The following is a 23202-nucleotide window of genomic DNA, read 5'->3' as shown; positions in this document are numbered from 1 at the left end:
GCATATCGCTGTGCTATGAACTATCACACATGCGGCGAGAGCGCCGGAGTAATGGCCGCCAGCAGCTCGCGCGTATAGGGGTGCTCGGGCTCTTTCCACACCCGCTCCACCGGCCCTCGTTCTACGATTTCCCCTGCGCGCATCACCACCACCTCCGTGCAGAGGTGCCGGATTACCCCAAGTTCGTGGGAGACGAATACCAGGGTGCGCTCCGGGGTCACCGCCTGATCGAGGAGGTCAAGCACCCGCGCGCGCACGGTGACGTCCAGGGCGGAAACCGCCTCATCGGCCAGCAACACATCGGGATCGACGGAGAGCGCGCGGGCCAGGGAGAGCCGCTGGCGCTGCCCACCGGAGAACTCATGCGGGAGCTTATCGACGTCCCCAGGGTTCAGCCCCACCTGCTCCATGAGGCGGGCTGCTCGCTCGGTGCGCTGGGCGCGCGGCAGCCGCAGCGCCTCCGTGATGGCGGTTCCCACCTTCATACGAGGGTTGAAGGAGGAATAGGGGTCCTGAAAAACCATGTGGGTGCGCCCGTGAACGCGCACGGAGCCGGAATCCGGTTGCTCCAATCCTGCGATCATGCGCAGCAGCGTGGTTTTCCCCGAGCCGGAGCCGCCCACGATGCCCAACCGGGTTCCCTGGGGCACGCGAAGGCTCACCTCGCGCAGGGCCTCCACGGTGCGGCCACGGGTGGAAAAGGTGCGCGATACCTGGGTGACCTCGATGGCGGTTTCTAGGGGGGCGTCGATAGCAGGGGAGGGGGAGCGCTCGGAGAGCTGCGTGGCCGCGATGAGGGCGCGGGTGCGCTCCTGTTGGGGCTGGCGCAGAATCTCCTCGGTGGAGCCGCGCTCGATGATGCGCCCGGATTCCATAACCAAGAGGTGATCGCACAGGGTGGACACGAGGGAAAGATCGTGGCTGATAAAAAGCAGGGCGATATTGCGCTGCTCGGTGACCCGCAGGATGACCTCGATGATCTGGCGCTGCACGGTGGCATCCAGGGCGGTGGTGGGCTCATCGCAGATGAGCACCTCCGGGGATTGGGAAAGTGCCATAGCGATAAGCACGCGCTGGCGTTGGCCGCCGGAAAGCTGATGGGGATAAGCCCCGAGGTGTTCCTCGTGCAGGCCGACGTCCCGGAAGAGAGCCGCGGCTTCGTCGCGGAGGTGCGCCGCACTGAGATCGCGGCCGTGGGCTTTCATGGCCTTGATGAGCTGCGTGCCCACCGTCATGAGGGGGTTGAGCGCCGTCATGGGTTCCTGGAACACCATAGCGATGCGCTGACCGCGTATGCTGCGCAGGCTCTTTTCGCGCGCTCCCACGAGTTCGGTGTCTCCAAGACGGATGTTTCCGCGCACCGGCAGGGGACACAGCCCCATCAGAGCCAGCGCGGTGAGCGACTTACCGGAGCCGGATTCTCCAATGAGCCCCACCCGTTGACCAGGGCGTAGCTCGAAGGAAACTCCCTCTACGAGGTCGGAAATACCGAGATTTTCTACGCTCAATACGGCAGAGTGTGTGGACATCAGTGTGTTCTCCTCCGGGGATCAAAGGCATCGCGTAGGCCATCACCGAGCAGGTTAAAGCCCAAGACCGTGAGCGCAATGGCCACGCCGGGCCAAATCGCCACGTGCGGGGCGGAGGCCAGGGAAGCCTGGGCGTCGCCCAGCATGCGCCCCCACGAGGCGTCCGGTGGGGGCGTGCCCAACCCCAGGAAACTCAGTGCCGCCTCCGCGAGTACCGCCAAGGCGAAGGCTACCGAGGCCTGCACGATCAGCGTGGAGACGATATTAGGCAGCACGTGCACCGTGGCGATGGACGTGTGGCTGCGTCCGCCGATACGGGCGGCGGCGATGTAATCCTGAGTGAGTACCTGGAGGGCATTGGCTCGCGTGACGCGGATGAAACCGGGGATTCCCGCGATACCGATGGCCAACATGGCGGACCACGTGGAGGCCCCAAAGATCGCTCCGGAAAGAATGGCCAGCAAGAGGGCGGGGAAGGCGAGCAATAAATCAGCCCCGCGCATGATGGCGGTGTTCACCCCCCCCTTGCGCAGCGCGGCCCACAGACCTAGGGGCACGCCGATGAGGGCGGAGATTCCCACCGAGACCACCCCCACCAGCAGCGTGATCTGGGAACCCACCATGATCCGGGAGAGAACATCGCGCCCAAAGCGGTCCGTACCCAAGAGGTGCTGCATAGAGGAGCCCTCCAAGCGATGTCCGGGAGCCACGGCGAGCGGATCGTAGGGGGTCCACAGTGCAGAGAGCGCAGCGATGAAAAATACCGCAGCCACCAGGGCTAACCCCACCCATCCGGTAGGGGAAAGGCGACGCAATACAGAGGTCATGCGGGGGCTCCTTCCGCGGAGGGCTTGGCGACGCCACCCTCGTCATTCTGCGGGCTTTCCGGTGTGGTTGCCTGTGCAGCCTGGTCTGCCTGGGTTGTCTGCGAGTTTCGGCGTGGGAGGTCTCCGGCGCGCAGGCGGGGGTCGATGAGCGTGGTGGTGACGTCCACTATGAGATTGACCAGCAGCGTGAAGAACACCAGCACCATCACGATGGCCTGCACCATGAGGAGATCGCGGCTGCTCACGGCGCTGAGCAGCAGAGAACCCAGGCCAGGAATAACAAAGACTTGCTCGATCACCACCGCACCCACGATGAGCGAGGTCAATTGCAGGCCGGTAACGGTGAGCACCGGAATGGCGGCATTGCGCAGCGCATGGCTCAGCAACGCCTCACCGCGCCCCTGCCCGGTGGCGTAGGCGGTGCGCATGAAGTCCTGCTCTAAAACCTCAAGCAGGGCCGAGCGCACGTAGCGGGTGAGGATCGAGGCTTGCACCACGGTCAGTGCCAGCACCGGGAGGATAAGGCGGGAAAGGAATCCCCCGAAGTCCTCCCCCGGGGGTATCCACCCATTAGCGGGCAGCCAGCCCAGGTGAAGGGAAAACACCATCACCAGCAGCACGGCGGCCAAGAAACTGGGCACCGCGATGCCTACCTGACTGAGCACCGAGATGGCAGTACCCCAGCGGCGTCGAGTAGCAGCCATGCCCAGGGGAACGGCGATGAGCAGGGCGAGGAAAAGGGAACTGAGGCAGAGAATAAGAGAGACGGCCCCGCGGTCAAGCAGCAGCGGGGTAATTTCCTGCCCGCTGCTCAGCGAGGTGCCAAAATCGCCACGCAACATGCCCGAAACCCAATCCAGATACTGCTGGTGCAGGGGGCGGTCGGTGCCCAACTGAGCGGAGAGCTCGGCCACATTCTCCTCGGTGGCCGTGACACCCAGGGCAATTTCTGCCGGGTTGCCGGGAAGAATACGCAGGAGCCCAAAGATTGCCAGGCTGCCCAGGAAGAGCAAGAGAAGAAAGCGCAGGAGATGCCTGCCCACGGTGCGCCACATTAGTGCTGCTCCTTTGCGGTGGAGGACTTGGCTATCCGGGAAAGCGGGAGGGAATCGACCACCGCGGTGGGATCAATGCCGCCGATGCCGGGGTGGGAAACCACGATGCTCGGGAAGTTCATCAGCGTATCGGCGGCGGCCTCTTCCATGAGGGAATCCACGGCCTGCTTCATGAGTTCCGTGGTTTCCTCCGGGGCGGCGGCATCGGCGGCGGCCAGGAGCTCCCGCGTGCGAGGGGAATCGTATCCCAGGTAATAATCGGGATTGCCAAAGAGTGTGGGAATATCCCGGGCCTCCACGTGGGCGATGAGCGACATATCGTAATCGTGCTTCTTGAGCACCTGCGCCAGCCATACCGCCGGGAACTCCGCCGATTTCAAGGTGACGCGGAACCCCACATCGCGCAATTGCGAATACACCAGTTCCGAGGTGGTTTGGGTATAGGGCATGGCGGGGACGGTGATGGTCACCTCCAGGCGGGGATCGGTGCCGTCGGTGGCATAACCTGCCTCGTTCAGCAGGGTACGCGCGCGCTCGGGGTCGAAGGGATAGCGCTGCGAGGGCTGATACCAGGGGTCGGTGGGCGGCACTGGAATACCGCCGGTATCCACCCCATAGCCGTCCCATACGGTATCAATCACCGCCTGGCGATCAATGGCGTGCAGCACCGCGCGGCGCACCGCCACATCATCAAAGGGGGCGCGGCGATTATTCATGGAGAGCAGCACCTCACCATTGGTGGTGCCGACGTCAATATTCCATTGTCCGCGCGCCTGGAGGGGATCGAGAAGTTCGGGGGATTGTAGGCCCCACAGCACATCGACGTCCCCGGATTCCAGGGCATTGGTGGCGGAAATGGCATCGGGGAAGTAGCGAATCTCCACGCCCTCGTTGGCGGGGGACTCGCCCCAATAATCAGGGTTGGTGCGCAGGCGAAGGGCGCTGCCCACCGCCCAGGTATCCACCTCATAGGGGCCGGTGCCCACGGGGTGCGCGGCAAGATCATCTACGGCCTGCGGGCTCATCATGGCTCCCACCAGCGTTCCCATATTCCACAGCCAGGTGGTAGAACGCTGATGCAGGCGCACCTCTAAGGTGAGATCGTCAAGGGCGGTGGTGCTGGCTACCGGGGCCATCTGTGCCTTGAGGCCATTGGTCCAGGCGTCGCTGAGCACGCGATCGAGGGAGAACTTTGCGGTGTGGGCGCTAAAGGCGTCGCCATTGCTAAAGCGCACCCCCGGGCGCAGGTGGAAGGTATACGTGGTGCCGTCCTCGGAAACCTCCCAGCTCTGCGCCAGGCCGGGCTGAATATCCCCGGAGGAATCAATGCGCACCAGCGTCTCATACACATTGCCCATGAGCGCCTGGGGAATCGCCGCACCGGAGGTGGTGGTGAAGTCCAGGGAGGCCGGGGCGGCATTAGCGGCAAGCACCACGGTATGCGCGCGATTTTCGCTTTGCGACGCCACGCTGGTCGAGGCAGTAGAGCCCGCGCTGCACGCCGCCACGCTCAGGGGGAGGAGCGCGAGGACGAGGGCAGTCAGTGGCCGGGCGGGATTCCGCGAAAACATGAGAGCAGGGTAACAGATGGGTGGGACGCAGGGGCGGGAAAGAAAATATTAGGGAATGACAGGCAGGGACGAGGTTGTTACCATGCTTAATGTTTTCCGCTGATACGCGCATACCTATTGCCTATGAGGAGGCACCATGCTGCTGAGCACGCTGGCACTTTCCGCACTGACCTTCGACGCCCCGGTATTCCAGGAACCCATCACTCCGCGGCCCATCGTGGCCCAGCAGGACGCCGATGAGCAGGACGCTCGCGGCGAGGCCCACCGCTACTCCGGTTCCAGCACCTCCTCCGAGGCCTTCCAGAAGTGGTTTGCTGGCGAGGAGTTCGTGGCCCCCGATGGTGAGACCAAGGATCTGCGTCCCCTCGTGCTGCCCAATGGTCAGGTGGCCCACGGCGGCGATGTGATCGTGAAGGGCGAGAACGGCGAGTTCTTTATCAAGTAAGAGCCCTTGTGCGTTAGGAAACCCCGGCAGTATGCGCTGCCGGGGTTTGTTTTAGGGTATGAGAACGAAGTAGATCACGGCCAGCGCGGTCCATGAGCTGAATGTGAGAATCCAGCAGATGAGCCGGGGGAACTGAGGCCGCAGGAATATGAAGATGATTCCGCGTAACATGATTGCGGCCCCAGTTAAGTACCAGTCGGCGTCCTCTATGAAATCAATGCCGCCTTTGGTGAAGAGGGAGACAACTATTCCAAAGAGGATGAGCCCCAGGCCCGAGAGAACCCAGCCCTTGGGCTCGAAAAACTCTTCAAAGAATTCTTCGCTGGTAATTTCTGGCTTCTCGGATTGTTTCATCGTCTCTTAACACTGATTCCTGACATACAACCACAACCCGGTTTCGCCAAGCCAGAGTGCTGCCCGAACCCACGGATTGACTCCGGCGATCTTGAGTGCAACCTGCCATGTTTTCTTATGGCCGGCTCCAACTGCTGTCGCTAGCGCTTTACAGACCTTTTCCTTATTGATCCTTCGGAATTGCGTTCCGGTGATAGGTTCAACTGGATCATCGGCTTTCTCGGAGATTGAGGCGAGTTCCTGGAAGGAGACCACTTCGGTTGTGCCATCGGGGTCTACCATGGTGATGGTTCCGTTGATGTAGTCGTAGGTGAACTCGACATTACCAACTCCAGCAACGTAGACAGTTTCTGTTTCTACCTCGTTGAGACCCTCTTCTTCGAGAATCTTCTGAGTTTCCTCAAGGCTGGCAGGTTCAGACAGTTCGGCAGACTGTATCTCCGTGCTTGCTCCATTGGAAGGCGCTGCGGTTGCATGGGGAACGGTCGCGGCCTGGAAGGCTAGCGCCGCAATGAGGGTAGACGAACATAGTTTCCAACTGATTTTCCGCATGATAACTCCTCTGTCTTAGGGAAAGGTGGGTGCGGTTTGACTGATTGCCCTTGCGGGCTTTATCGAAGGGGGTGCTCCTTATCTTGTGAGGGTGCAACATCTTTTATGTTGCTTTTACAAAACTAACATCTAACTGTGATCTGGGTCAAGTGTTGTGGTGAGGTCTGCGTGAGGGGTTAGTCGGGGACGGGGTAGTGCTAGTAGGCTTTGCCCTGCTCAGCCCCACAGCCAATCGAGAAAATCTAGGTGATACCCCGATGTCCACACCCGCCCCCGTCAGCACGCATAAGCGCAGATTCAGACTGCAATCTGACCCCGTGATCTTCCTCGCCTCGGCGGGGGTGATCGTTTCTTTCGTGGTGCTCACCATTCTCCTGGGTGAAACCGCCCGCGAGGCCTTCTCCCAGGCCGCCGGATGGCTCCTGGAAAATCTCGGATGGATGTACATTGGCGGAGTCTCGCTGGTGCTCATCTTCCTGCTGGGAATCTTTGCCTCTCGCTACGGCCGGGTGCGCCTGGGCGATGACGATGAGGAACCCGAGCACAGCCTGATTGCGTGGTTTTGCATGCTCTTCGCCGGTGGCGTGGGTGCGGTGCTGATGTTCTGGGGCGTGGCCGAGCCAATTAACCACGCCTATAACGTGCCGATGGCCGATCAAGAGCGCATGTCTCCCGGCGCCATCACGGAGGCCTTTGCCTTCACCATGTATCACTTTGGTATTCACATGTGGGTGATTATGGCGCTGCCCGGCCTGGCTTTGGGGTACTTCATCTATAAGCGCAAACTCCCGCCGCGCCTTTCCTCCGTTTTTGCCCCAGTACTCGGCGGGCGCATCTATTCCACCCCAGGCAAACTCATCGACGTACTAGCCATTGTGGGTACCACCTTTGGTATCGCGGTGTCGGTGGGCCTGGGTGTGCTCCAAATTAACGCAGGCATGAATAAGCTCTGGGATACCCCGATTATCAGTTGGGTGCAGTTGCTCATAATCGTGGTGATTACCGCCGTGGCCTGCCTTTCCGTGGCCTCGGGTCTGGATAAGGGAATCAAGATTCTCTCCAACCTCAATATCGCGGTAGCCGTGGCCTTGATGTTCTTTATCCTGTTCACCGGCCCTACCCTCACGCTGTTGCGAAACACGGTGGAGTCCTTTGGCATTTATGCCTCATGGTTGCCGGACATCATGTTCTGGTCGGATTCGTACCAGGATAATCCCGGTTGGCAGGGCAAGTGGACGGTGTTCTATTGGGCCTGGACGATCTGCTGGTCGCCCTACGTGGGCATGTTCGTGGCCCGCATTTCCAGGGGGCGCACGGTGCGCGAATATATCGCCGGCGTGCTGGCGCTGCCCACCATCTTCGTGGTCATTTGGTACAGCATCTTTGGGCGCGCGGGCATTGAATTGGAGTTGAGCGATCCGGGTTACTTCACCATTCCAGTGGTGGAGGAGGGCGATGTGCCCGCCGCGCTCTTTAAACTCCTAGAGCAATATCCGTTCACGGGTATAGTCTCCGCCTTTGCCTTGGTTATCATCGTGATCTTCTTTATCACCTCGATTGACTCCGCGGCCTTGGTCAATGACATGTTTGCCACCGGCGAAGAGGATAAAACTCCCACGTGGTACCGGCTCTTCTGGGCGGCCATGATCGGCGCGGTGTGTACGGCGCTGCTGCTGATTTCCCCGGATACGGGTATCGCCTCGCTGCAAGAGGTGGTGATTATCGTGGCCTTCCCCTTCTTCCTCATGCAGTTTGTAATGATGTACTCGCTGCTCAAGGGAATGAGCGACGATGCCGCTGCTACCCGGCAGGTGCGCACCCGCCACTGGGAGCGCACCGATAGCGCGGAGAAGCTGGAAGAGCATGAAAACCGCCCGGCCCCCGGCTACGACGAGTAGGGTAACGCCCTGCCCACTCCGGTATTAGAGCACGATGAGGATGGCAATATCGTGCTTCCGGGCAACGTGGTGATCGGCGGAGACCTGGGCGTTCAGGGCGAGATGGTGGACGAACCGGGCTCGGACAATGCGGAGCCGGGTTTTAAGGTCATCGAGCAGTCCCGCCCGCAGACCGCCGAGCAGTGGGATAAGCACGCCTAATTAGTCGGGGATTCCAACCCCCACCCCTCGGCCAGAATCTCCATCGCGCGGTGATTCTCCGCCCCGGTGGGGGCCTGCACGGAGATCATCAGTTCATCGGCCTTGGCTAGTTCTGCAAAGTCCGCGAGGTAATCGCGTACCTCATCGCGGGTGCCGATGGCGCTGTAATGCAGCATGCCGATAATCTGCTGGCCCGCAGGGGAGTTCACCAACTGATCGAGGTTGGCATCGCTAATATCCCGGTTTCCGCGCGCGGCCAGGGCGCGCACCCGCTCTCGGCGCACGAGGTCGCTCTGGCGCTGGGCGTCCTCGTGGGTATCGGAGGCCGTCACATTCACGGCGGCAATCACATAGGGTTCGCTCAAGAACTCGGAGGGCTGGAAGTTCTCCTTGTAATAGGTGGTGGCCTGCACCAGGTGCGTGGGCGCGAAGTGCGAGGCAAAGGCGTAGGGCAGGCCCAGCTTGGCGGCGAGCGACGCCCCAAACATCGAGGAGCCAAGAATATACAGGGGTACGTGCGTGCCCTTGCCCGGTACCGCCTGCACTCCCGGCAGCGGGGATTCATCGGAGAGGTATCCGGCTAGTTCCATCACGTCGCTGGGGAAGTTCTCTGCCGCGTGAGCGTCGCGGCGCAGCGCGCGCCCCAGGGTGTTCATATCGGTGCCCGGTGCGCGCCCCAGGCCGAGGTCGATGCGATCGGGGTAGAGTTCTGCGAGCATGCCGAACTGCTCGGCAATCACGTACGGGGAATGATTGGGCAGCATGACCCCGCCCGCACCCAGGCGAATAGAAGAAGTATGCGCGCCCACGTGCGAGATGAGTACGGCCGGGGCGGAGGAGGAAATGCCGGGCATATTGTGGTGCTCGGCGTACCACATGCGATAAAAGCCCAGGGATTCGGCCTTTTGGGCCAACTCCACGGAGCGCTTCATGGAGGCACCGGGGCGTTCGCCCTCCAAGACGGTGCAGAAATCAATGAGGGAAAGAGGAAGCGCGGGTGCCACGGGAACGTCCTTTTCAAGAAGAAGTGAGGTTACTGTTCCTGCAACACCCGCGCCGGGTTTTTCATTCCGCCGTAGAAATGGGGGAGTCCTCTACCCAGAAAGCCTCGCGGGGCTTGGCGACGTCGATAAGCACACCGATGAGTGCTCCCGCCACGGTGGGCAGCACCCAGCCCAGGCTCTGATCGGATAGCGGGGCCCAATCCACCAGCGGGGAAAGACCGCTGAGGCCGAGGTCCGCCAGGGTGGTCAGTGCCGACCACACCACGGAAACCCAGATGGCGATGAGGTAGGTGCGCACCAGATGTACGCGGCGGCGCAGCAGCGGCTCAATGAGGGTGAGCAAGATGAGCGTGATGGCCGGAGGATAAATGAAGGTGATGATGGGGGCGGCCACGGTGAGCACCGTTTCCAGACCCATCGTGGCCATGCCGAAGGACATCACGGCGAAGATGATGGCCCAGATGCGGTAACTAATGCTGGGCATCAGGTACTCGAAGAACTCGCTGGTGGCCGCGATGAGGCCCACGGCGGTGGTCATGCAGGCCAGGAGCACGATGGCTCCGAAGAGAACCTGGCCGGGGGTGCCCATCGTGAGGCGGGCGGCGTCGGAAAGCAACCCTGCGCCATCGGTATAGGAGGTGGGGTTGGGAATGTGGTGGCCGATGAGGCCCAGTCCGATGTAGATTGCGGCGAGCAACGCGCCTGCGCCGAGACCCGCGATGATGGTGCCGCGCACGAGGGGGCCGCCCTCGGCCACGTTCTTGTAGCGCAACGCGGAGATCACCACGATGCCAAAGGCCAGGGCCGCGATGGAGTCCATCGTGAGGTAGCCCTCTAGTAGACCCGTGGTGGCGGGCGAGGAGGCGTACTTTTCTGCCGGGGCGAGTTCCTCGCCGTGGAAGGTGCTCAGGGAGAGAGCTACCAGCACCACCAGCAGAATCAGCAGCAGGGGAGTGAGGTACTTGCCCAGGTTATCCACGATCTTGCCCGGCTTATAGGCCAGGGCCAGGGCAATGCCGAAGAAGATGGCATTAAAGATGGCCGAGGAAGCCAGGGAATCCCACCCCGTGAGCGGCTGGATAGCGGTGGAATAGCTCACCGCGCCGGTACGCGGCAGCGCGTAGAAGGCACCGATGGAGAGGTACGCCAGAATGGAAAAGACCAGGCCAAACACGGCCCCGCCGCGGTTAGCGAGGTCGCGCACATTGCGCCCAGAAATGGCGATGGCGATGATCGCCAGCACCGGCAGTACCACGCTCGTGGCGAGGAAGCCGAGGATAGCGGGGGTAAAACTGGTGCCGGCCTCCACACCCAACATGGCGGGGAAAATGAGGTTTCCGGCTCCGAAGAACATGGAAAACAGCATGAAGGCCGTCACGATGAGGAGCATCGGAGAGGACTTTTCTCTAGTCATAGGGTCACCTGTGCCTTGAGCAGGGAACAAAGAATAGAGAACACACTACCTGTGCTGTTGGGTTCCTGAAACAATCCGGTGCACAATTTCTTCCAGATTCTCCCGGGAGGTGGCAAAGTTCAGCCGGGCATGCCCCTGACCACCGGGGCCGAAGTGACGGCCGTCGTTGAGCGCCACCTTGCCATGCTGGAGTAGGAGCCCTGCGGGGTCCTCGGCCAGGGCGGTCTCGCGGAAGTCCAACCACATGAGATAGGTGGCCTGCGGGTTGCTCACGCGCAGGCCGGGAACGCGCGCGGGCAATTCCTTGACCAGCCAATCCCGGTTGGCGCGCAGGTAATCCACTTGGCGATCCAGGAACTCCTCACCCTGGCGGTAGCAGGCGATAGCGGCAAAGATGCCCAGCGTGCCCACCCCATCCTTGACCACGGGGTTAAGGCCGCGCCAGGTGCGCACATCGGCGGGGTTGCTAAAAATCATCTGCGCGCACTTGAGCCCCGCGATATTCCAGGCCTTAGAGGTGGCAGTGACGGTAATGCACACCTCGGCGGCCTCGGGGCTTAAACCTGCGGCTGCGATGTGGGAACCATCGAGCACCAAGGGAGCGTGAATCTCATCGACGAGCACGCGGGCACTGTAGCGCTGAGCAAGCTCCATGAGGCCGCGCAGGAACTCCTCGCTGAGCGTATAGCCCAGGGGGTTGTGCGGGGAACACAGCAAAATGGAACCAGCACCTTGGGCAAAGGCCTGCTCGATCTCGCCCAAGTCCATGCCGCCTTGCTCTGGGTTGTACTGGGCGCTGACGGTGATTTTTTCGCGCCCGGCGGCCGCAGGAATGTTGAGGAAGGGCGGGTAGGCAGGCACCGGCACCACCACGGGGGAATCGGGGCGGGTAAAAAATTGCACGGCGAGGGTGAGCCCGCGCACCACATCGGGCACCTCCACGATGCTGCCGGGGTCGGGCCGCCAGCCATAGCGGTGCTGCGAGAAGTCCGCCAGGGCCTCGGGCAGATCGGAGGAGGCCGGGGTGTAGCCAAAGGATTCGGCCTGCACGCGCTCCTCGACGGCCGCTTTCACCTCGGGGCAGGTGGCAAAGTCCGATTCCGCGATCCAGGCGGGCAGCACATCGCTGGGGTAGGTGGTCCATTTTCGCGTGCCGCGAGCCTGAAGGGTAGCAAGGTCTGGTGTATTCATGCCTGCCCAGGGTAGTGCGTTGTATCGTGACTGGCTAGACAAAGTGGTCTATTTTATTCTTTTGCTTCTTCTTGTTCCTCTGTGCCGGGTGCGTGCTCGCGGAAACCAAAGCGCTCCAGGCGCTTGCGATCTGCTTCCGACGTCGAGGAGGTCAGCGCCAGCAGCTGGCTATAGATACCACCGGAGACGGCCAACTGGGCAGGTGAACCAACCTCATCAATGCGGCCATTATCAATGGTGATGATGGTATCCACGTCCGCGATAGTGGAAAGGCGGTGCGCAATCATCAAGGTGGTGCGGTTTTCCATCAACTCATCCAACCCGGCCTGCACCGCGCGCTCGGCCTTGGTATCCAGGGCCGAGGTGGCCTCATCGAGAACCAGCACCGGAGCGTCCTTGAGCATGGCGCGGGCCACCGCGATGCGCTGCTTCTGCCCGCCGGAAAGACGCAGGCCACGCTCGCCAATCACGGTGTCGTAGCCATCGGGAAAGGCCATGATGAAGCCGTGCGCATTGGCACGCTTGGCCACGTCCACGATTTCCTCCTCGCTGGCCTGGGGAAGCCCATAGGCGATATTTTCCCGAATCGTCCCGGAAAACAGATTGGGCTCCTGGAATACCACGCCCACCGAGGCTCGTAGTTCCGCACTATTGAGGTCACTCACCTCATGCCCGCATACCGAAAGCGTGCCGGAGGTGGGGCGATAGAGCCCCAAAAGCAGATTCACGATGGTGGATTTACCGCCGCCCGATTCACCCACCAGGGCCACCCGCTCGCCAGGGGCTAAGGAAAAGGACATGGAATCAAGCACCGGCTTATTTTCCTCATAAGCAAAGGAAACATCCTTGAACTCAATCATCGGGCGGCCCGGTACCGGCTCTAGGGCGCGCACCGGAGCGGTATTAAGCTCAGGAACATCATTAGCCTGGGTGGCCGCCATGAGTTCTTTATTAGCCGTGGCCTCCGCCGTATGCTCCATGACCGCAAAGTAATCCTTGGAACCGGCAATGGCGCGTTGTGCGGCATCAATAATCCAGCTCATCATGTACACCGGCTGGCGCGCCATATTGACGAGCTGAATAAGCATCACCATGTCGCCCAAAGAGAACAAGCCGTGCAGGGTACGGTAGAAAATCAGCGCATAAATGGCCAGAAAGATCAGATTCATCGTGGCGCCGCGCAGCGTATCCATAGAGTGCCAAAAGCGTGACTGGCGGCGCGTAAGAGAAATAGTATGGCCGTAGCGCTGAGCAAAGGAATCGAGCTCGCGTGCCTCGGAAACAAAGGACTTAGCCACCTTGACCTGCCCCACTACCTCGGCAAAGCGGCCACCTGCGTAATCCACCTGCTCGTTCTTTTCGCCCTCAATGCGCTGCCAGCGGGTGCTGGTGAGGGCGGTGAGCCACACGTAAAGAGGAAACAGCGCAGCCAGCAAAACCGCCAGCGGCCAGTAATACCACCCGCAGATAGAGAGCACCGCAACGACGGTGACCAGCATGGGAAAGAAGTTATTAGAGAAGGACTGCAAGAACTGCGTGATGGAAGAAATAGAGCGATCAAGCCGAGCGATGATCGCCCCGGTGGACTGCACATCGAAATAACTCTGCGGCATCACCAGGAGCTTGGCAAAGTATCGTGTGGAAAGGATTTGGCGCATCCGCGCGGCCATCACATCACCGATATAGCCGCCGATATTATTCATCAGCGTATAGCCCAATTCCGCGGCAAAAAGAGCCAGGGAGAGCCACAGGATCGTCTGCACCACGGTGGGGGTAGCGCCCTCCCCATTGACGGCCGCCACGATGGTATCCGTGGCATGCTTCAAGATAAAGGGAAATACGAGAGATAAAACCGCGTGAACGATAGCGGTGAGAACAATGCCCAGGTAAAACGGCCACAAAGCCGAAGTGCTGCGCAGGATGCGGGACAAAGAATGCACGCACAAGCCTTCCGGAGAAAAAGAGTGGGGAAATTGGTACGGGAGGCACCAGGGCGACCATTATGCCATCAATTGCCAGTGGCGCTGGGTGCGCGGCTACAATCGGACGTCGATAAGGCAACGCAGCAACGTCAAGGAAGGCGCAAGGGCCGAAGTGAACAAGAACCGACGTACCGCCCTCGCAGGGACAGTGGCCTGCTGTGCTCTCGTACTTACGGCCTGCTCCCAGGGCGGCGAAGGCACGGTGGGTGACCCAGAGGGCTCGATCGAGGTAACCACCTCGGAAACCCCGGCTTACCAACCCCAAGATGTGGACACCATCGTGGCGGAGAACACAGGGGAGCCCGTGGTGGATACCGGCCTCAACGTTCGCTGGCACCTTCAAGGCACCGTGAGCGGGAACGCGGGCGGCTCCATCATCACCGTGGAGGTCACCAACCTCAACGACGTAGCCATCCCGCAGGACACCATCGGGGACCCAACCCTCACCATCAACGGCGGCACCATCGTGGATCGCCTCGATGCGGAAGCCTCCGGTGTGCTTGGACAGGATGGGCTCGACCGTCCCCTCGGCGCCCATGCCACCACGAACCTGCGCTATGCCTTCGACGTCTCGCCGGGCAACCTCTACAACGCAGCCTTTGAGATCGGCAACGTGAGGTTCGAGGGCAGCCTCTAAGTACGGCGCTGAGCTTCGTGTGGCCCGCAGGTTTTCCTGCGGGCTTAGATATTTTTTGTGAAAAAATATCTACCGGGAACCGGGGGAGCAGTGGTGAAGTCTAAGTAACACGTGGGCGGTGCTGAAGTTCGCGCCGCCCACGGACATCACCACCGTGACTTGGGAGGTCCCATGCCGAAGAATCGACTCCTCATAACCTTGCTCGGGCTCATCATGGCCGGATTGCTCGGGGCTTGTTCCAGCGAGGAGAGTTCATCGCCAGCCACTATCGACGCCGCGGAGGGCTCCTCCGTGAAGGCGTCTGGTGCGGAGGCGTCCGGTGTGGGGAGTGAAGAAGGTGGAGCGCGTCAGGCGGGGTTGCCCTTTGATGTGGGGCCGTGGGATGAGAATGATCCCAACTTTCAGTTCTTTGATCCGTGTACGGACATAGCGCCGGAGGTGTTGGCGGGGGCGGGGTTGGTGGAACCGGAAGAGGAACCAGTGAGGGAAGAAGGGGGATTTGCTTCTTGCTATTTTTTGAACGAATTGCAAAATGGAGATCATCGGGGAACGCTAGTTATTCTTACTTCAGATTTAGTTCCTAAAGATAAATATAATGTTGCAGGTATTAAGATTCTTGAAGGGGTCGATGAGTCTGGGATTGCATTGGTTGAAGAAGCAGATAGATTGGGGGCTTCGTGTTCTACCTCTATGGTGACAAGTCGGGGAAGGTGGGGTGTTGAGGTGTCGTATGTGGGGGATGGGAAATTGGGAAATGAGTGCGAAGATGCTCGGAAGATTCACAATTTATTACTGAAGGGGATGGAAAAATGAATACTTTAAGTATTCAAGTAGGCAATATTTCTGCGGCGGCTTCAAAAATTGATGTTATGCTTGCACAAATTGGAATGGCATTGCGTAGATCCCTCCGCCCATCCATCAACGGCAGTTTCTCCGCCGTTCCGGGCCTGGATCAGATGGGTAATTACCACGGGGTTGCGTTGATGGGCGGGCCGGGCTCCGCCAATAGCGTGCTGAGTTCTTATGCGGAACAGGTGACGTGGTTGAAGGATGCACTCAATGCCAGCGTGCGGGCCATTACCGAGCAGAATGAGGCATTTGCAAGGAGCCTCGATGGTGCTGATGAAGGGGCGGTGGCCTCTATCGGGGCAGTCACTTTCCCTCCGCGCCCAGCGCCACGCTATGAGCCTTTTGTTTTCCCGCTCCCGGTGGTTTCCCCCTCGGCTTCTCTTGCTCAATTATCGGCGGCCTTTGGAGCCACGCAGGTTGCGCAACCAGTTCAGGCGGCGGCGTCATGGGGAAAGATGGCCGCCAGCATTGGTGCCGTGGCCGCGGGATTGGCGGCGATAGCGGCAGATTTGCGCGTACACAATTACGGCGATGTGGTTGATTCCGCTATTAAGCAAATCGTGGACGTGGCCGATACTGGTAAGGCTTTTGCCCGCAATGCGGCTTTGATGGTTACGGCTACCACGAATCTCGGCCCGGCTCAGCAACAGGGCGCGCAATTGGTGGCTAATATGCAAAATGCGCTCAATGCTATTCCTGAACCACAAGAACGGCAGGCCGCGGAGGCTGCTTTCTTACAGGCCTTCCCGGCCGCCTATACTCCTATGCTTTTGCCGGGAGTTCCGGTGGTGAAGTCTTTGACTGATCCATCGTTGTCTTTGTCCCTGGGTAGTTTGATTCCCACCGGAATGGGGGTCGTGGCTGGGAAGGGGCATAAACATGATGCCTCCGGTCTGCGCCCAGAGGGGGAGACCGCCTTACGCAGAATCATTCACGCGGCTCAGCGTGTGGGGGAAGAAAAGGGGGCCACATTCCAGGAGGTTTTGTCTCGAACGGAAGAACTCACCGGGGTGCAAGCGGAATCGGTTGGCACGGTAAGCGCCGCTGCGGCTACGGCTGATTCGCCCCCAGTGGCTTCTACGCCGGTGGTGCCGGGCGGTTCTACACCAGCGAGTACAAGCGCCGCTCCTGCGGGAAGTCCCGCAGCGGGGATACATCCGGTTTCTTCCGGAGCCCCTGCTAATACCTCAATGGCTCCCTTGGCGTCGGGGATGCCGGGGACAATGAATAGTTCCCCAGGTAGTGCTCAGCAGCGCTTAACCGGCGCTGTGCTGCCTCGTCATACACAAGCGGGGACGTCCCCTGTCTTGGGGGCAGATGAGGTCTCCACTCATTCTTCTTCGTGGTCTGGTCAATCAATGCCGCTATTGGGAGGAATGGGGCTCACCGCTCAGTCGATGCCGGCCTCCGCGTCTGCTTCCCATCACGCTTCAATGGCGTCGGGGCAATCTGTCGGCGGAATAGGTGGTTTTGGCGGCGCTCTCGCACCCGGTACCACCCTCGGTGCTGCCTCCGGCGGCGCGGCAAATAGCGTCCCGGCGGGATCTAGTTGGCGGTCAGGTCCCGGAGGCCCTGTAACAGCGGCGTCGGGCGGAGCGACGTCGGGAGCGCGGTCGCATACCTTCATGGGGCCGATGGCTGGCGCCGGGACCGGAACCGGGGGAGGTGGGGCTCGGAATAAGAAGATTAAGACCATCACCTCCTCCGTGGAGGAAAATGAGAATCTGCGCGCCTTGTTAGGCGATCGCCCGCCGGTGGTGCCGGGGGTGATCGGTCACTGGGCGCGAGGTTAGGGCCGGGGTAACCGTGGCGTAGGGTGGGCGCATGACCTCCACGGACCGGGAACTCGTTGTGCTCTGCGATGAGGGCGGCGAACCGATTGGCACCGCCCCCAAGGCCACCGTGCACACCGCCGATACTCCGTTGCACCTGGCCTTTTCCAGCTATCTTCGGGATGAACGCGGCAGGGTTTTGCTTACGCGCCGGGCTTTGGGGAAAAAGACCTGGCCGGGGGTGTGGACCAATAGTTGCTGCGGGCATCCGGCTCCCGGAGAGGCCACGGAGGCGGCTGTGCGCCGCCGCATTGGCCAAGAACTAGGGGTCAGTGATCGTTTCTTTGCGGATTCCAGTGAAGTGCTGCCCGATTTCCGCTATTGGGCGCGCGATTCTTCTGGGGTCGTGGAGAACGAGGTCTGCCCGGTTTTCGTTATCGGGCTTGACTCCGGAGCGGAGCTGTACCCCGCTGCCGCTGAGGTGGATTCCTGGCAGTGGGTGGAGCCGCAGGCTCTCATCACTGCGGTAGATTCCACCCCTTGTGTGTTTTCGCCCTGGATGGTGGAGCAGCTTGCGCATCAAGCATTGCGGCAAGCTCTCCTGAGCGTTCCATAAGCCATACGGAGACAGCGAACTAGAACTACCAGCGCGCCCCTGCGGACTTCCAGGGAATGTGGTGGGTGAAGGCCAAGCGCACGGGTTTGAGGGGATCGGCGGCGGTGTGCAGGGTGCCCTGGGCGGCGTCGTATATCTGCACCTGGCGCCCATCGGTGCGCTGATACCGCGGCCACGCGGGGGTGTTGCCGCGAGCAAAGTCCACCACGATGCGATGAATGGTGCGGCGCGTGGGGTCGGGGCGGAACACCAAGGGGAGATCGTCGCAGTGCAGCATGGGTTTTTCCGCGGTGCCCTCGTATTGGAGAACCCAGCACTGCGCGGGGGCGTTTTCTGCGGTGTCGGATACCCAGCGCCGGATGGAGGAGTCGCTGATGAGCTGGGACATCTCGCGGTGGGGATATACCTTGCGGGCGGATTCAAGGTAGGAGGAAACCGGTATTTCCAACCCCATTGCAGAGGCCATGAGGCGCGCCGCGATTCCGCCGTAGCCCTTAGTATCGGCGCGCCGCGCGGCGGGAACGAACTTAAAACATTCCTCCCTGGTGCAGGTTACGAGGATGGGGATGTTGGCTAACTCCTGGGCGTCGAAGGGGGCGGGGCCGAGTACGAGGTCGTAGAAGTATCGGGTGCGCCAGCGTCGATAACCGCGGGCGAGCGCCCCTGGTTTCTTTTCTAAGAGTTCGGTGAGGTGGCGGCGCGTCACGGGGGTAAAGATGAGCCGCCGCAGGGAGCCCTTGCGCTGAGAAAAGGGAACGCGCGGGTAGGCGGGTGACATGGCGAGTATGCGGCGGAATGTGCCTTGGTAGTGGTCGCGCCGGGTCAGCCACAGGGCGATACCGGCTCCGGCGGATTGCCCCACCAGGGTGACGTTGGTGGGGTCGCCGCCGAAGTACTCGATGCAGCGCTGCACCCAGTTAAGCCCCCATTGGCAATCGGCCACTCCGCGGTAGTAGGTGGGGTCATCGTCGGGGAAACGAGCAAAACCGGGCAGGCCGGTGCGGTATCCCAGGCGCACGACGATCACGCCGGATTGGGCCATCGCTGTGCCCTGGGCATCCTGATCCTCGTGGGTACCGGAATCATAGGAACCACCGTGGATATACGCGATCACGGGGAGGTCATCGCCCAAAGTCGCGCCGGGGGGTGCCGTGATGCTGAGGGCCACGCGCTCGGGGTGGGGCACGGTGGCGTCGATAAGCTCTGTGCTTTCGCCGCGCCGTGGTTGCGAATTATGGAACGGCCCGGGAATGGAGCAGAACTCGATGGAGCTGAACTCGGTGTGCGTAGCGTAGGCGAGGCCCCGGAAGCGGCCTTCGGGGGTGCTTACGGTCACGGCGGTGGGCGTGGTAGGCATGGTTGAACCTTAGCAACTATGGCGTTCTACGATGGTGAACATGACTGCGCTTTATGACTGGATTGTGCAAGGCCTGGTGGCATCGCCCCTGGCTGTGCAGATCGTGGTGGTGTTGGGGTGTGCTCTGCCCGCCTGCGCGGCTGCGGCCCTCGTCATGCAGCGTGCTATCGACGCCCTGAGCGGCAGGATGGATGCTTGGCACCTGGCGCGTACACAGAAGAACAAGGCCACGAGCAAGGAGCCGAACCTAGATGCCTAATCCCGAGGAACTACGCAAGCAGGATCGTCAGCTGCCCAAGTCGAAGAGGCGCTATCCGACGTCGTGGGTAACCCAGGCCCTGTGGATTCTGGTGGCGCTCGTGGTGATCGCTTGGTTGGTTTCCTTGTTCTGAGTCGTGCTCTCATGTCCCTACCAGGGCTTATGTGCGGCACATCACCACACTGCCATGCTCTGTGATCCCTAATATTTTCAAAAGAAAAATACAAAATATGGGATTTCGCTTACAGAAAGGGGGTGAGCCAGGTAAGTTTGAGGGAACACGAAGGCAGAAAGCAAGGAGCGTGAGATGACAACGCAGGCGATCAAGGAATACACCGAGCCCGCGAAATACGAGGTGAAAGAGGGGGAGACCTGCCTGACGGCCCTGATCGATCAAGCGCAATCGCGCCCCTACAGCGTCCTGTTCTCCCGTCCGGCGAACTATGAGTGGGTCAACGTTACCGCCAAGGAGTTCGTGGATCAGGTCTTTGAAGTGGCAAAGGGGATCATCGCCGCTGGTGTACAACAGGGCGATCGCGTGATTCTTCTTTCCAACACGCGCTATGAGTGGACGCTCTTTGACTACGCGATTTGGGCCGCGGGTGCGGCCTCGGTACCCATTTATCCTTCTTCCTCCGTCAGCCAGGTGGAATGGATCGTGGAGGATTCCGGTGCGGTATTTGCGATCACGGAGACCCAGGCGCACACGGAAATGCTCAGCCACCTGGTGCTCGATGAGGAGGGCCACCCGATGCTTTCGGGCTCCTCCTCGAATCTCACCCGCGTGCTGGAAATTAACGCCTCGGCTGTAGAGACGCTGCGCTTTGAAGGGCGCGACGTCAGGGACGAAGAGGTATGGGAGCGAATCCGCAATACCAAGAGCAGTGATCTTGCCTCCCTCGTATATACCTCGGGCACCACGGGCCGCCCCAAGGGCTGTATTCTCAGTCACTACGCCTGGCTCAGTGAGGTGCGCGCCCTGCTCACGAACCCCATCGGCGCCTTCGCCGCGCCGGGGCGTCGGGTGCTCACCTATTTGCCCCTGGCTCACGTGCTGGCTCGCGCGGTATGCCTGGCGGTGTCCATCGCCGGTGCCACGCAGTCGCATTGGTCCGATCCCTCCACCTTGACCGTGGAGCTGCCTCGTGCGCGGCCGAACCTCCTGCTCGGCGTGCCGCGCGTGTTCGAGAAGGTGCGCAACGCCGCCGCCAGCCAGGCCGCGGCCCAGGGGCCCGTGGGCACGGCGCTCTTCCGCCGTGCGGAAAAGGTGGCCATCGAGTACTCCAAGGCGTTGGACACGCCGGAGGGACCCACGCGCTTCCTGGATACGCAGCGCCGTTTGTACGACCGCCTGGTGTACTCCAAGATCAAGACCGCCATCGGCGGCGAGGTGGGATACTGCATCACGGGTGGTTCCCCGATGAGCCATGATCTGCTGCACTTCTTCCGCGGCGTGGGTGTGCCGGTGTACGAGGGCTATGGCCTGACGGAAACCTGTGCCGCGGCCGCCGTGGACTTTGAGGACCAAAAGATCGGCACCGTGGGCAAGCCGGTGGGCGGTATGTCGGTGAAGATCAACAATGACGGCGAGATCTTGTTCCGTGGTACCGCGCTCTTTTCCGGCTACTGGAATAACGAGGAGGCCACGAAGGAGGCCTTTGACGATGAGGGCTGGTACAACACCGGCGATCTAGGCGAGCTGGACCCCAGCGGGCATATCCGAATCACTGGCCGCAAGAAGGATCTCATCGTCACCGCCGGTGGTAAGAATGTCTCCCCCGCACCGTTGGAAGATATGCTGCGCTCTCACCCGCTGGTGAGCCAGGCGATGGTGGTGGGAGACGGCAAGCCCTTCATCGGCGTGCTGATTACGCTCGACGAAGAGGAATTGGCGCGCTGGAAGCGCGGCCGCGGTATCCCGGAGTCCCGCCCGGTGAAGGAGGTGGCTGCGGACCCGGTGCTGCGCGCGGAACTTCAGGACGCGATTAATAGCGCCAACGCCACCGTCTCCCACGCAGAGGGAATTAAGAAGTTCCACATCCTCGATCACGACCTCACCGAGGAAGCCAACGAGCTCACCCCCACGATGAAGGTCAAGCGCAACGTGGTGGCGGAACGCTACGCGGAGGACATCGAGAAGATTTACAAGCGCCGCTAGGGCAGGAAAGCCGGCACCTCCGCGAGGCTTTCCAGTACTGCCGCGTGAGGTTCGGCTTCAAGCACCTCGCGGGGCACCGAGCCGGTGAGCACGCCCACGCCGCGCACCCCCGCGTTGGCCGCGGCGCGGAGATCGGCCACCGTATCACCGACCGCCACCACCTCGTGTACCGAGGCGGTGGCGGTCATTTCCATAGCCCGATGAATGAGATAGGGGGCGGGCCGCCCGGCGGCCACGCAATCCGAGGTCACCAGGGCGTCGAGGAGAAAGCCGCCCTCGATGGTATCCACGCGACCGGAAGGGGAAGTGGCCCGGCGCACGCCCCAACCGCAGGCTTCTAGCACGGTCTGGGCAATATCGCGCTGAAAGCCGGTGGTGAGCGCGAGGCGGTAACCGCGCTCACGCAGATTTTCCAATGCCGCCTGAGTACCGGGCAGGGGCAGCGGCGGGTGCTCGGTGTAGGCGCAGCGCAGTCCGGCCAGGAAGTCCGCAAAGGCGGAATCTACCTCCGCCATATCGGGGTTTCCTTGGGGGAAGAGGAGCGTGGAAATGGCGGAGCGCTTTTCGGTTCCCTTCACGGCATTGAGGTCGGTGGGTTTGACCGCGACGCCGCGTTTTTCCACGCAGGCGCGTAATTCTTGGTACACGATGTTGTGTTCGTCGATGGTGGTTCCGGCGATGTCGCACACGATGAGGGGCATGGGGTTCTCCTGTGGGGTCAGCGTGGTTGTTGGGTGAGTCCGGCGGCGCCGGCGCGGGTATTGACGATGGTGAACTCGGTGAGTTCCGGCAGGTAGCGGTCATCGGCTACTTCGAGCACGCGCCCCCGGGAATCGCTGGTGCGACGCTGCACCCGCAGCAGCGGGGAATGAGGGGCAACGCCTAAAAGCTCGGCGTCCTCCTCCGGGGCAGGGATGGCACCGATGGTGTTTTCCGCCCGGTAGAGTTCCACCCCCTGCTTGCTGAGGTGTTCAAAGATGGAGCCGGAATCGGTATCAAAGGCCAGCAGATGCTGGCCCACCTCTAGGGGGAAGGCGGCTCGTTCCAGCATGGCGGGGGTGCCGTTCATGCTGCGCAGGCGCAGAACCTCCACCACGGGGGAGCCGGGTTCTAGCCCCAGTTGCTCGGTGATGTCCGGGTGGCCGGGGCGGCGGGCTAATTCGAGGGTCCTTTGTCCAGGGGTAACCCCCATTGAATGACACCATTCGGTAAAGGAAAGCAGGGTGGAAAAACTCTGGGTGCTCGCCTGTGATTGCACGATGGAGCGGCGGCCTTGCCCTCCGGAAAGCAGGCCTGCGGTGCGCAGGGAGGCGATGGCCTGGCGCACGGGGCTGCGGGAGGCGTGGAAGAGGCGGCAGAGTTCGGCCTCGCTGGGGATGGGATCGCCGGGGTGGAGTTCCCCGGAGGAGATGAGGCCGCGCAGGTACCTCTCCACTTGTACGTGTAAGTTTATCCCGCTTTCATCGTGCATGTTCCGAGATTCTAGCAGGAAAACGCAAAGATAAAGGTGAACTGCACCGGTACGGTATAT

21 protein-coding genes and 1 pseudogene are annotated in these 23202 nt (G+C 61.3%); 9 read left to right on the top strand and 13 right to left on the bottom strand.

Going from position 1 to position 23202, the window contains the following annotated elements; genetic code table 11:
• Positions 1–23: 23 nt before the first annotated feature.
• Genes Clow_RS05355 through Clow_RS05340 form a run of 4 tightly spaced genes read right to left on the bottom strand, consistent with a single transcriptional unit; the run spans position 24 to position 4982 of the window.
• The gene (locus Clow_RS05355) at positions 24–1529 is read right to left on the bottom strand and encodes a dipeptide ABC transporter ATP-binding protein (protein ID WP_055177373.1); all 1506 of its coding nucleotides are present in this window, start codon (positions 1527–1529) and stop codon (positions 24–26) included.
• Positions 1529–2356, bottom strand: coding sequence for an ABC transporter permease (locus tag Clow_RS05350; protein WP_055177370.1), 828 nt, complete (start codon positions 2354–2356; stop codon positions 1529–1531). Before Clow_RS05350 ends, Clow_RS05355 begins: the two co-directional genes overlap by 1 nt.
• A complete protein-coding gene (locus tag Clow_RS05345; protein WP_082418535.1) occupies positions 2353–3411 on the bottom strand; it encodes an ABC transporter permease in 1059 nt (352 codons plus the stop codon). Before Clow_RS05345 ends, Clow_RS05350 begins: the two co-directional genes overlap by 4 nt.
• Positions 3411–4982 (bottom strand): ABC transporter substrate-binding protein, encoded by a 1572-nt coding sequence (locus Clow_RS05340; RefSeq protein ID WP_055177368.1) that lies wholly within the window; start codon positions 4980–4982, stop codon positions 3411–3413. The genes Clow_RS05345 and Clow_RS05340 overlap by 1 nt, the downstream gene beginning before the upstream one ends.
• Before the next feature lie 136 nt (positions 4983–5118).
• Here Clow_RS05340 and Clow_RS05335 point away from each other — a divergent pair, with 136 nt between their 5' ends.
• The gene (locus Clow_RS05335) at positions 5119–5427 is read left to right on the top strand and encodes a hypothetical protein (RefSeq protein WP_055177365.1); all 309 of its coding nucleotides are present in this window, start codon (positions 5119–5121) and stop codon (positions 5425–5427) included.
• 51 nt (positions 5428–5478) lie between these two features.
• Here the strand turns inward: Clow_RS05335 and Clow_RS05330 are convergent, their stop codons facing one another.
• A complete protein-coding gene (locus tag Clow_RS05330) occupies positions 5479–5781 on the bottom strand; it encodes a hypothetical protein (protein WP_055177362.1) in 303 nt (100 codons plus the stop codon).
• Between the two features lie 6 nt (positions 5782–5787).
• The gene (locus Clow_RS05325; protein WP_055177359.1) at positions 5788–6333 is read right to left on the bottom strand and encodes a hypothetical protein; all 546 of its coding nucleotides are present in this window, start codon (positions 6331–6333) and stop codon (positions 5788–5790) included.
• 257 nt (positions 6334–6590) lie between these two features.
• Here Clow_RS05325 and Clow_RS05320 point away from each other — a divergent pair.
• Positions 6591–8432 (top strand): annotated as a pseudogene (locus Clow_RS05320) (BCCT family transporter).
• On the opposite strand, the gene Clow_RS05315 reads toward Clow_RS05320, so the two are convergent.
• The 4 genes from Clow_RS05315 to Clow_RS05300 form a co-directional block, all read right to left on the bottom strand.
• On the bottom strand, positions 8429–9436 hold the full coding sequence (locus Clow_RS05315) for an LLM class flavin-dependent oxidoreductase (RefSeq protein ID WP_055177356.1): 1008 nt from the start codon (positions 9434–9436) through the stop codon (positions 8429–8431). The pseudogene Clow_RS05320 and the gene Clow_RS05315 sit on opposite strands and share 4 nt — an antisense overlap.
• A 61-nt stretch (positions 9437–9497) precedes the next feature.
• Positions 9498–10850 carry a branched-chain amino acid transport system II carrier protein gene (gene brnQ / locus Clow_RS05310; protein WP_245625704.1) on the bottom strand — a complete coding sequence of 451 codons (1353 nt, stop codon included), beginning with the start codon at positions 10848–10850 and terminating at the stop codon, positions 9498–9500.
• A 45-nt stretch (positions 10851–10895) separates the two neighbouring features.
• A complete protein-coding gene (locus Clow_RS05305) occupies positions 10896–12041 on the bottom strand; it encodes a MalY/PatB family protein (RefSeq protein ID WP_055177350.1) in 1146 nt (381 codons plus the stop codon).
• A gap of 53 nt (positions 12042–12094) precedes the next feature.
• Complete coding sequence (locus Clow_RS05300) at positions 12095–13981, bottom strand: ABC transporter ATP-binding protein (protein WP_055177347.1); 1887 nt, start codon at positions 13979–13981, stop codon at positions 12095–12097.
• Positions 13982–14135: 154 nt separating this feature from the next.
• Between Clow_RS05300 and Clow_RS05295 the strand changes: the two genes are divergently transcribed.
• The 4 genes from Clow_RS05295 (at position 14136) to idi (ending at position 17897) form a co-directional block, all read left to right on the top strand.
• Complete coding sequence (locus tag Clow_RS05295) at positions 14136–14660, top strand: hypothetical protein (protein WP_069724571.1); 525 nt, start codon at positions 14136–14138, stop codon at positions 14658–14660.
• Between the two features lie 171 nt (positions 14661–14831).
• Entirely contained in the window at positions 14832–15473 is a 642-nt protein-coding gene (locus tag Clow_RS05290; protein WP_055177341.1) for a DUF3558 family protein, read from the top strand.
• A 74-nt stretch (positions 15474–15547) separates the two neighbouring features.
• On the top strand, positions 15548–17302 hold the full coding sequence (locus tag Clow_RS11720) for a hypothetical protein (protein WP_156334657.1): 1755 nt from the start codon (positions 15548–15550) through the stop codon (positions 17300–17302).
• 31 nt (positions 17303–17333) lie between these two features.
• On the top strand, positions 17334–17897 hold the full coding sequence (idi, locus tag Clow_RS05280; RefSeq protein ID WP_055177330.1) for an isopentenyl-diphosphate Delta-isomerase: 564 nt from the start codon (positions 17334–17336) through the stop codon (positions 17895–17897).
• Between the two features lie 25 nt (positions 17898–17922).
• On the opposite strand, the gene Clow_RS05275 is transcribed toward idi, so the two are convergent.
• The gene (locus tag Clow_RS05275; RefSeq protein ID WP_055177327.1) at positions 17923–19254 is read right to left on the bottom strand and encodes a carboxylesterase family protein; all 1332 of its coding nucleotides are present in this window, start codon (positions 19252–19254) and stop codon (positions 17923–17925) included.
• Positions 19255–19294: 40 nt separating this feature from the next.
• Here Clow_RS05275 and Clow_RS05270 point away from each other — a divergent pair, with 40 nt between their 5' ends.
• The 3 genes from Clow_RS05270 (at position 19295) to Clow_RS05265 (ending at position 21671) form a co-directional block, all read left to right on the top strand.
• Complete coding sequence (locus tag Clow_RS05270) at positions 19295–19513, top strand: hypothetical protein (RefSeq protein ID WP_156334655.1); 219 nt, start codon at positions 19295–19297, stop codon at positions 19511–19513.
• Positions 19506–19646, top strand: coding sequence for a hypothetical protein (locus Clow_RS11895; RefSeq protein ID WP_169786570.1), 141 nt, complete (start codon positions 19506–19508; stop codon positions 19644–19646). Before Clow_RS05270 ends, Clow_RS11895 begins: the two co-directional genes overlap by 8 nt.
• 174 nt (positions 19647–19820) lie before the next feature.
• Positions 19821–21671 (top strand): AMP-dependent synthetase/ligase, encoded by a 1851-nt coding sequence (locus Clow_RS05265; protein WP_055177321.1) that lies wholly within the window; start codon positions 19821–19823, stop codon positions 21669–21671.
• On the opposite strand, the gene Clow_RS05260 is transcribed toward Clow_RS05265, so the two are convergent.
• Both Clow_RS05260 and Clow_RS05255 read right to left on the bottom strand, forming a co-directional pair.
• On the bottom strand, positions 21668–22372 hold the full coding sequence (locus tag Clow_RS05260; RefSeq protein WP_055177316.1) for an HAD family hydrolase: 705 nt from the start codon (positions 22370–22372) through the stop codon (positions 21668–21670). The genes Clow_RS05265 and Clow_RS05260 overlap by 4 nt on opposite strands.
• Before the next feature lie 17 nt (positions 22373–22389).
• Complete coding sequence (locus Clow_RS05255) at positions 22390–23106, bottom strand: GntR family transcriptional regulator (RefSeq protein ID WP_245625703.1); 717 nt, start codon at positions 23104–23106, stop codon at positions 22390–22392.
• Between the last annotated feature and the right edge of the window lie 96 nt (positions 23107–23202).

Origin of the sequence: Corynebacterium lowii, assembly GCF_001412085.1 — a bacterium.
Lineage (GTDB): Bacteria > Actinomycetota > Actinomycetes > Mycobacteriales > Mycobacteriaceae > Corynebacterium > Corynebacterium lowii.
This window is presented reverse-complemented; position numbering and strand designations above follow the sequence as displayed.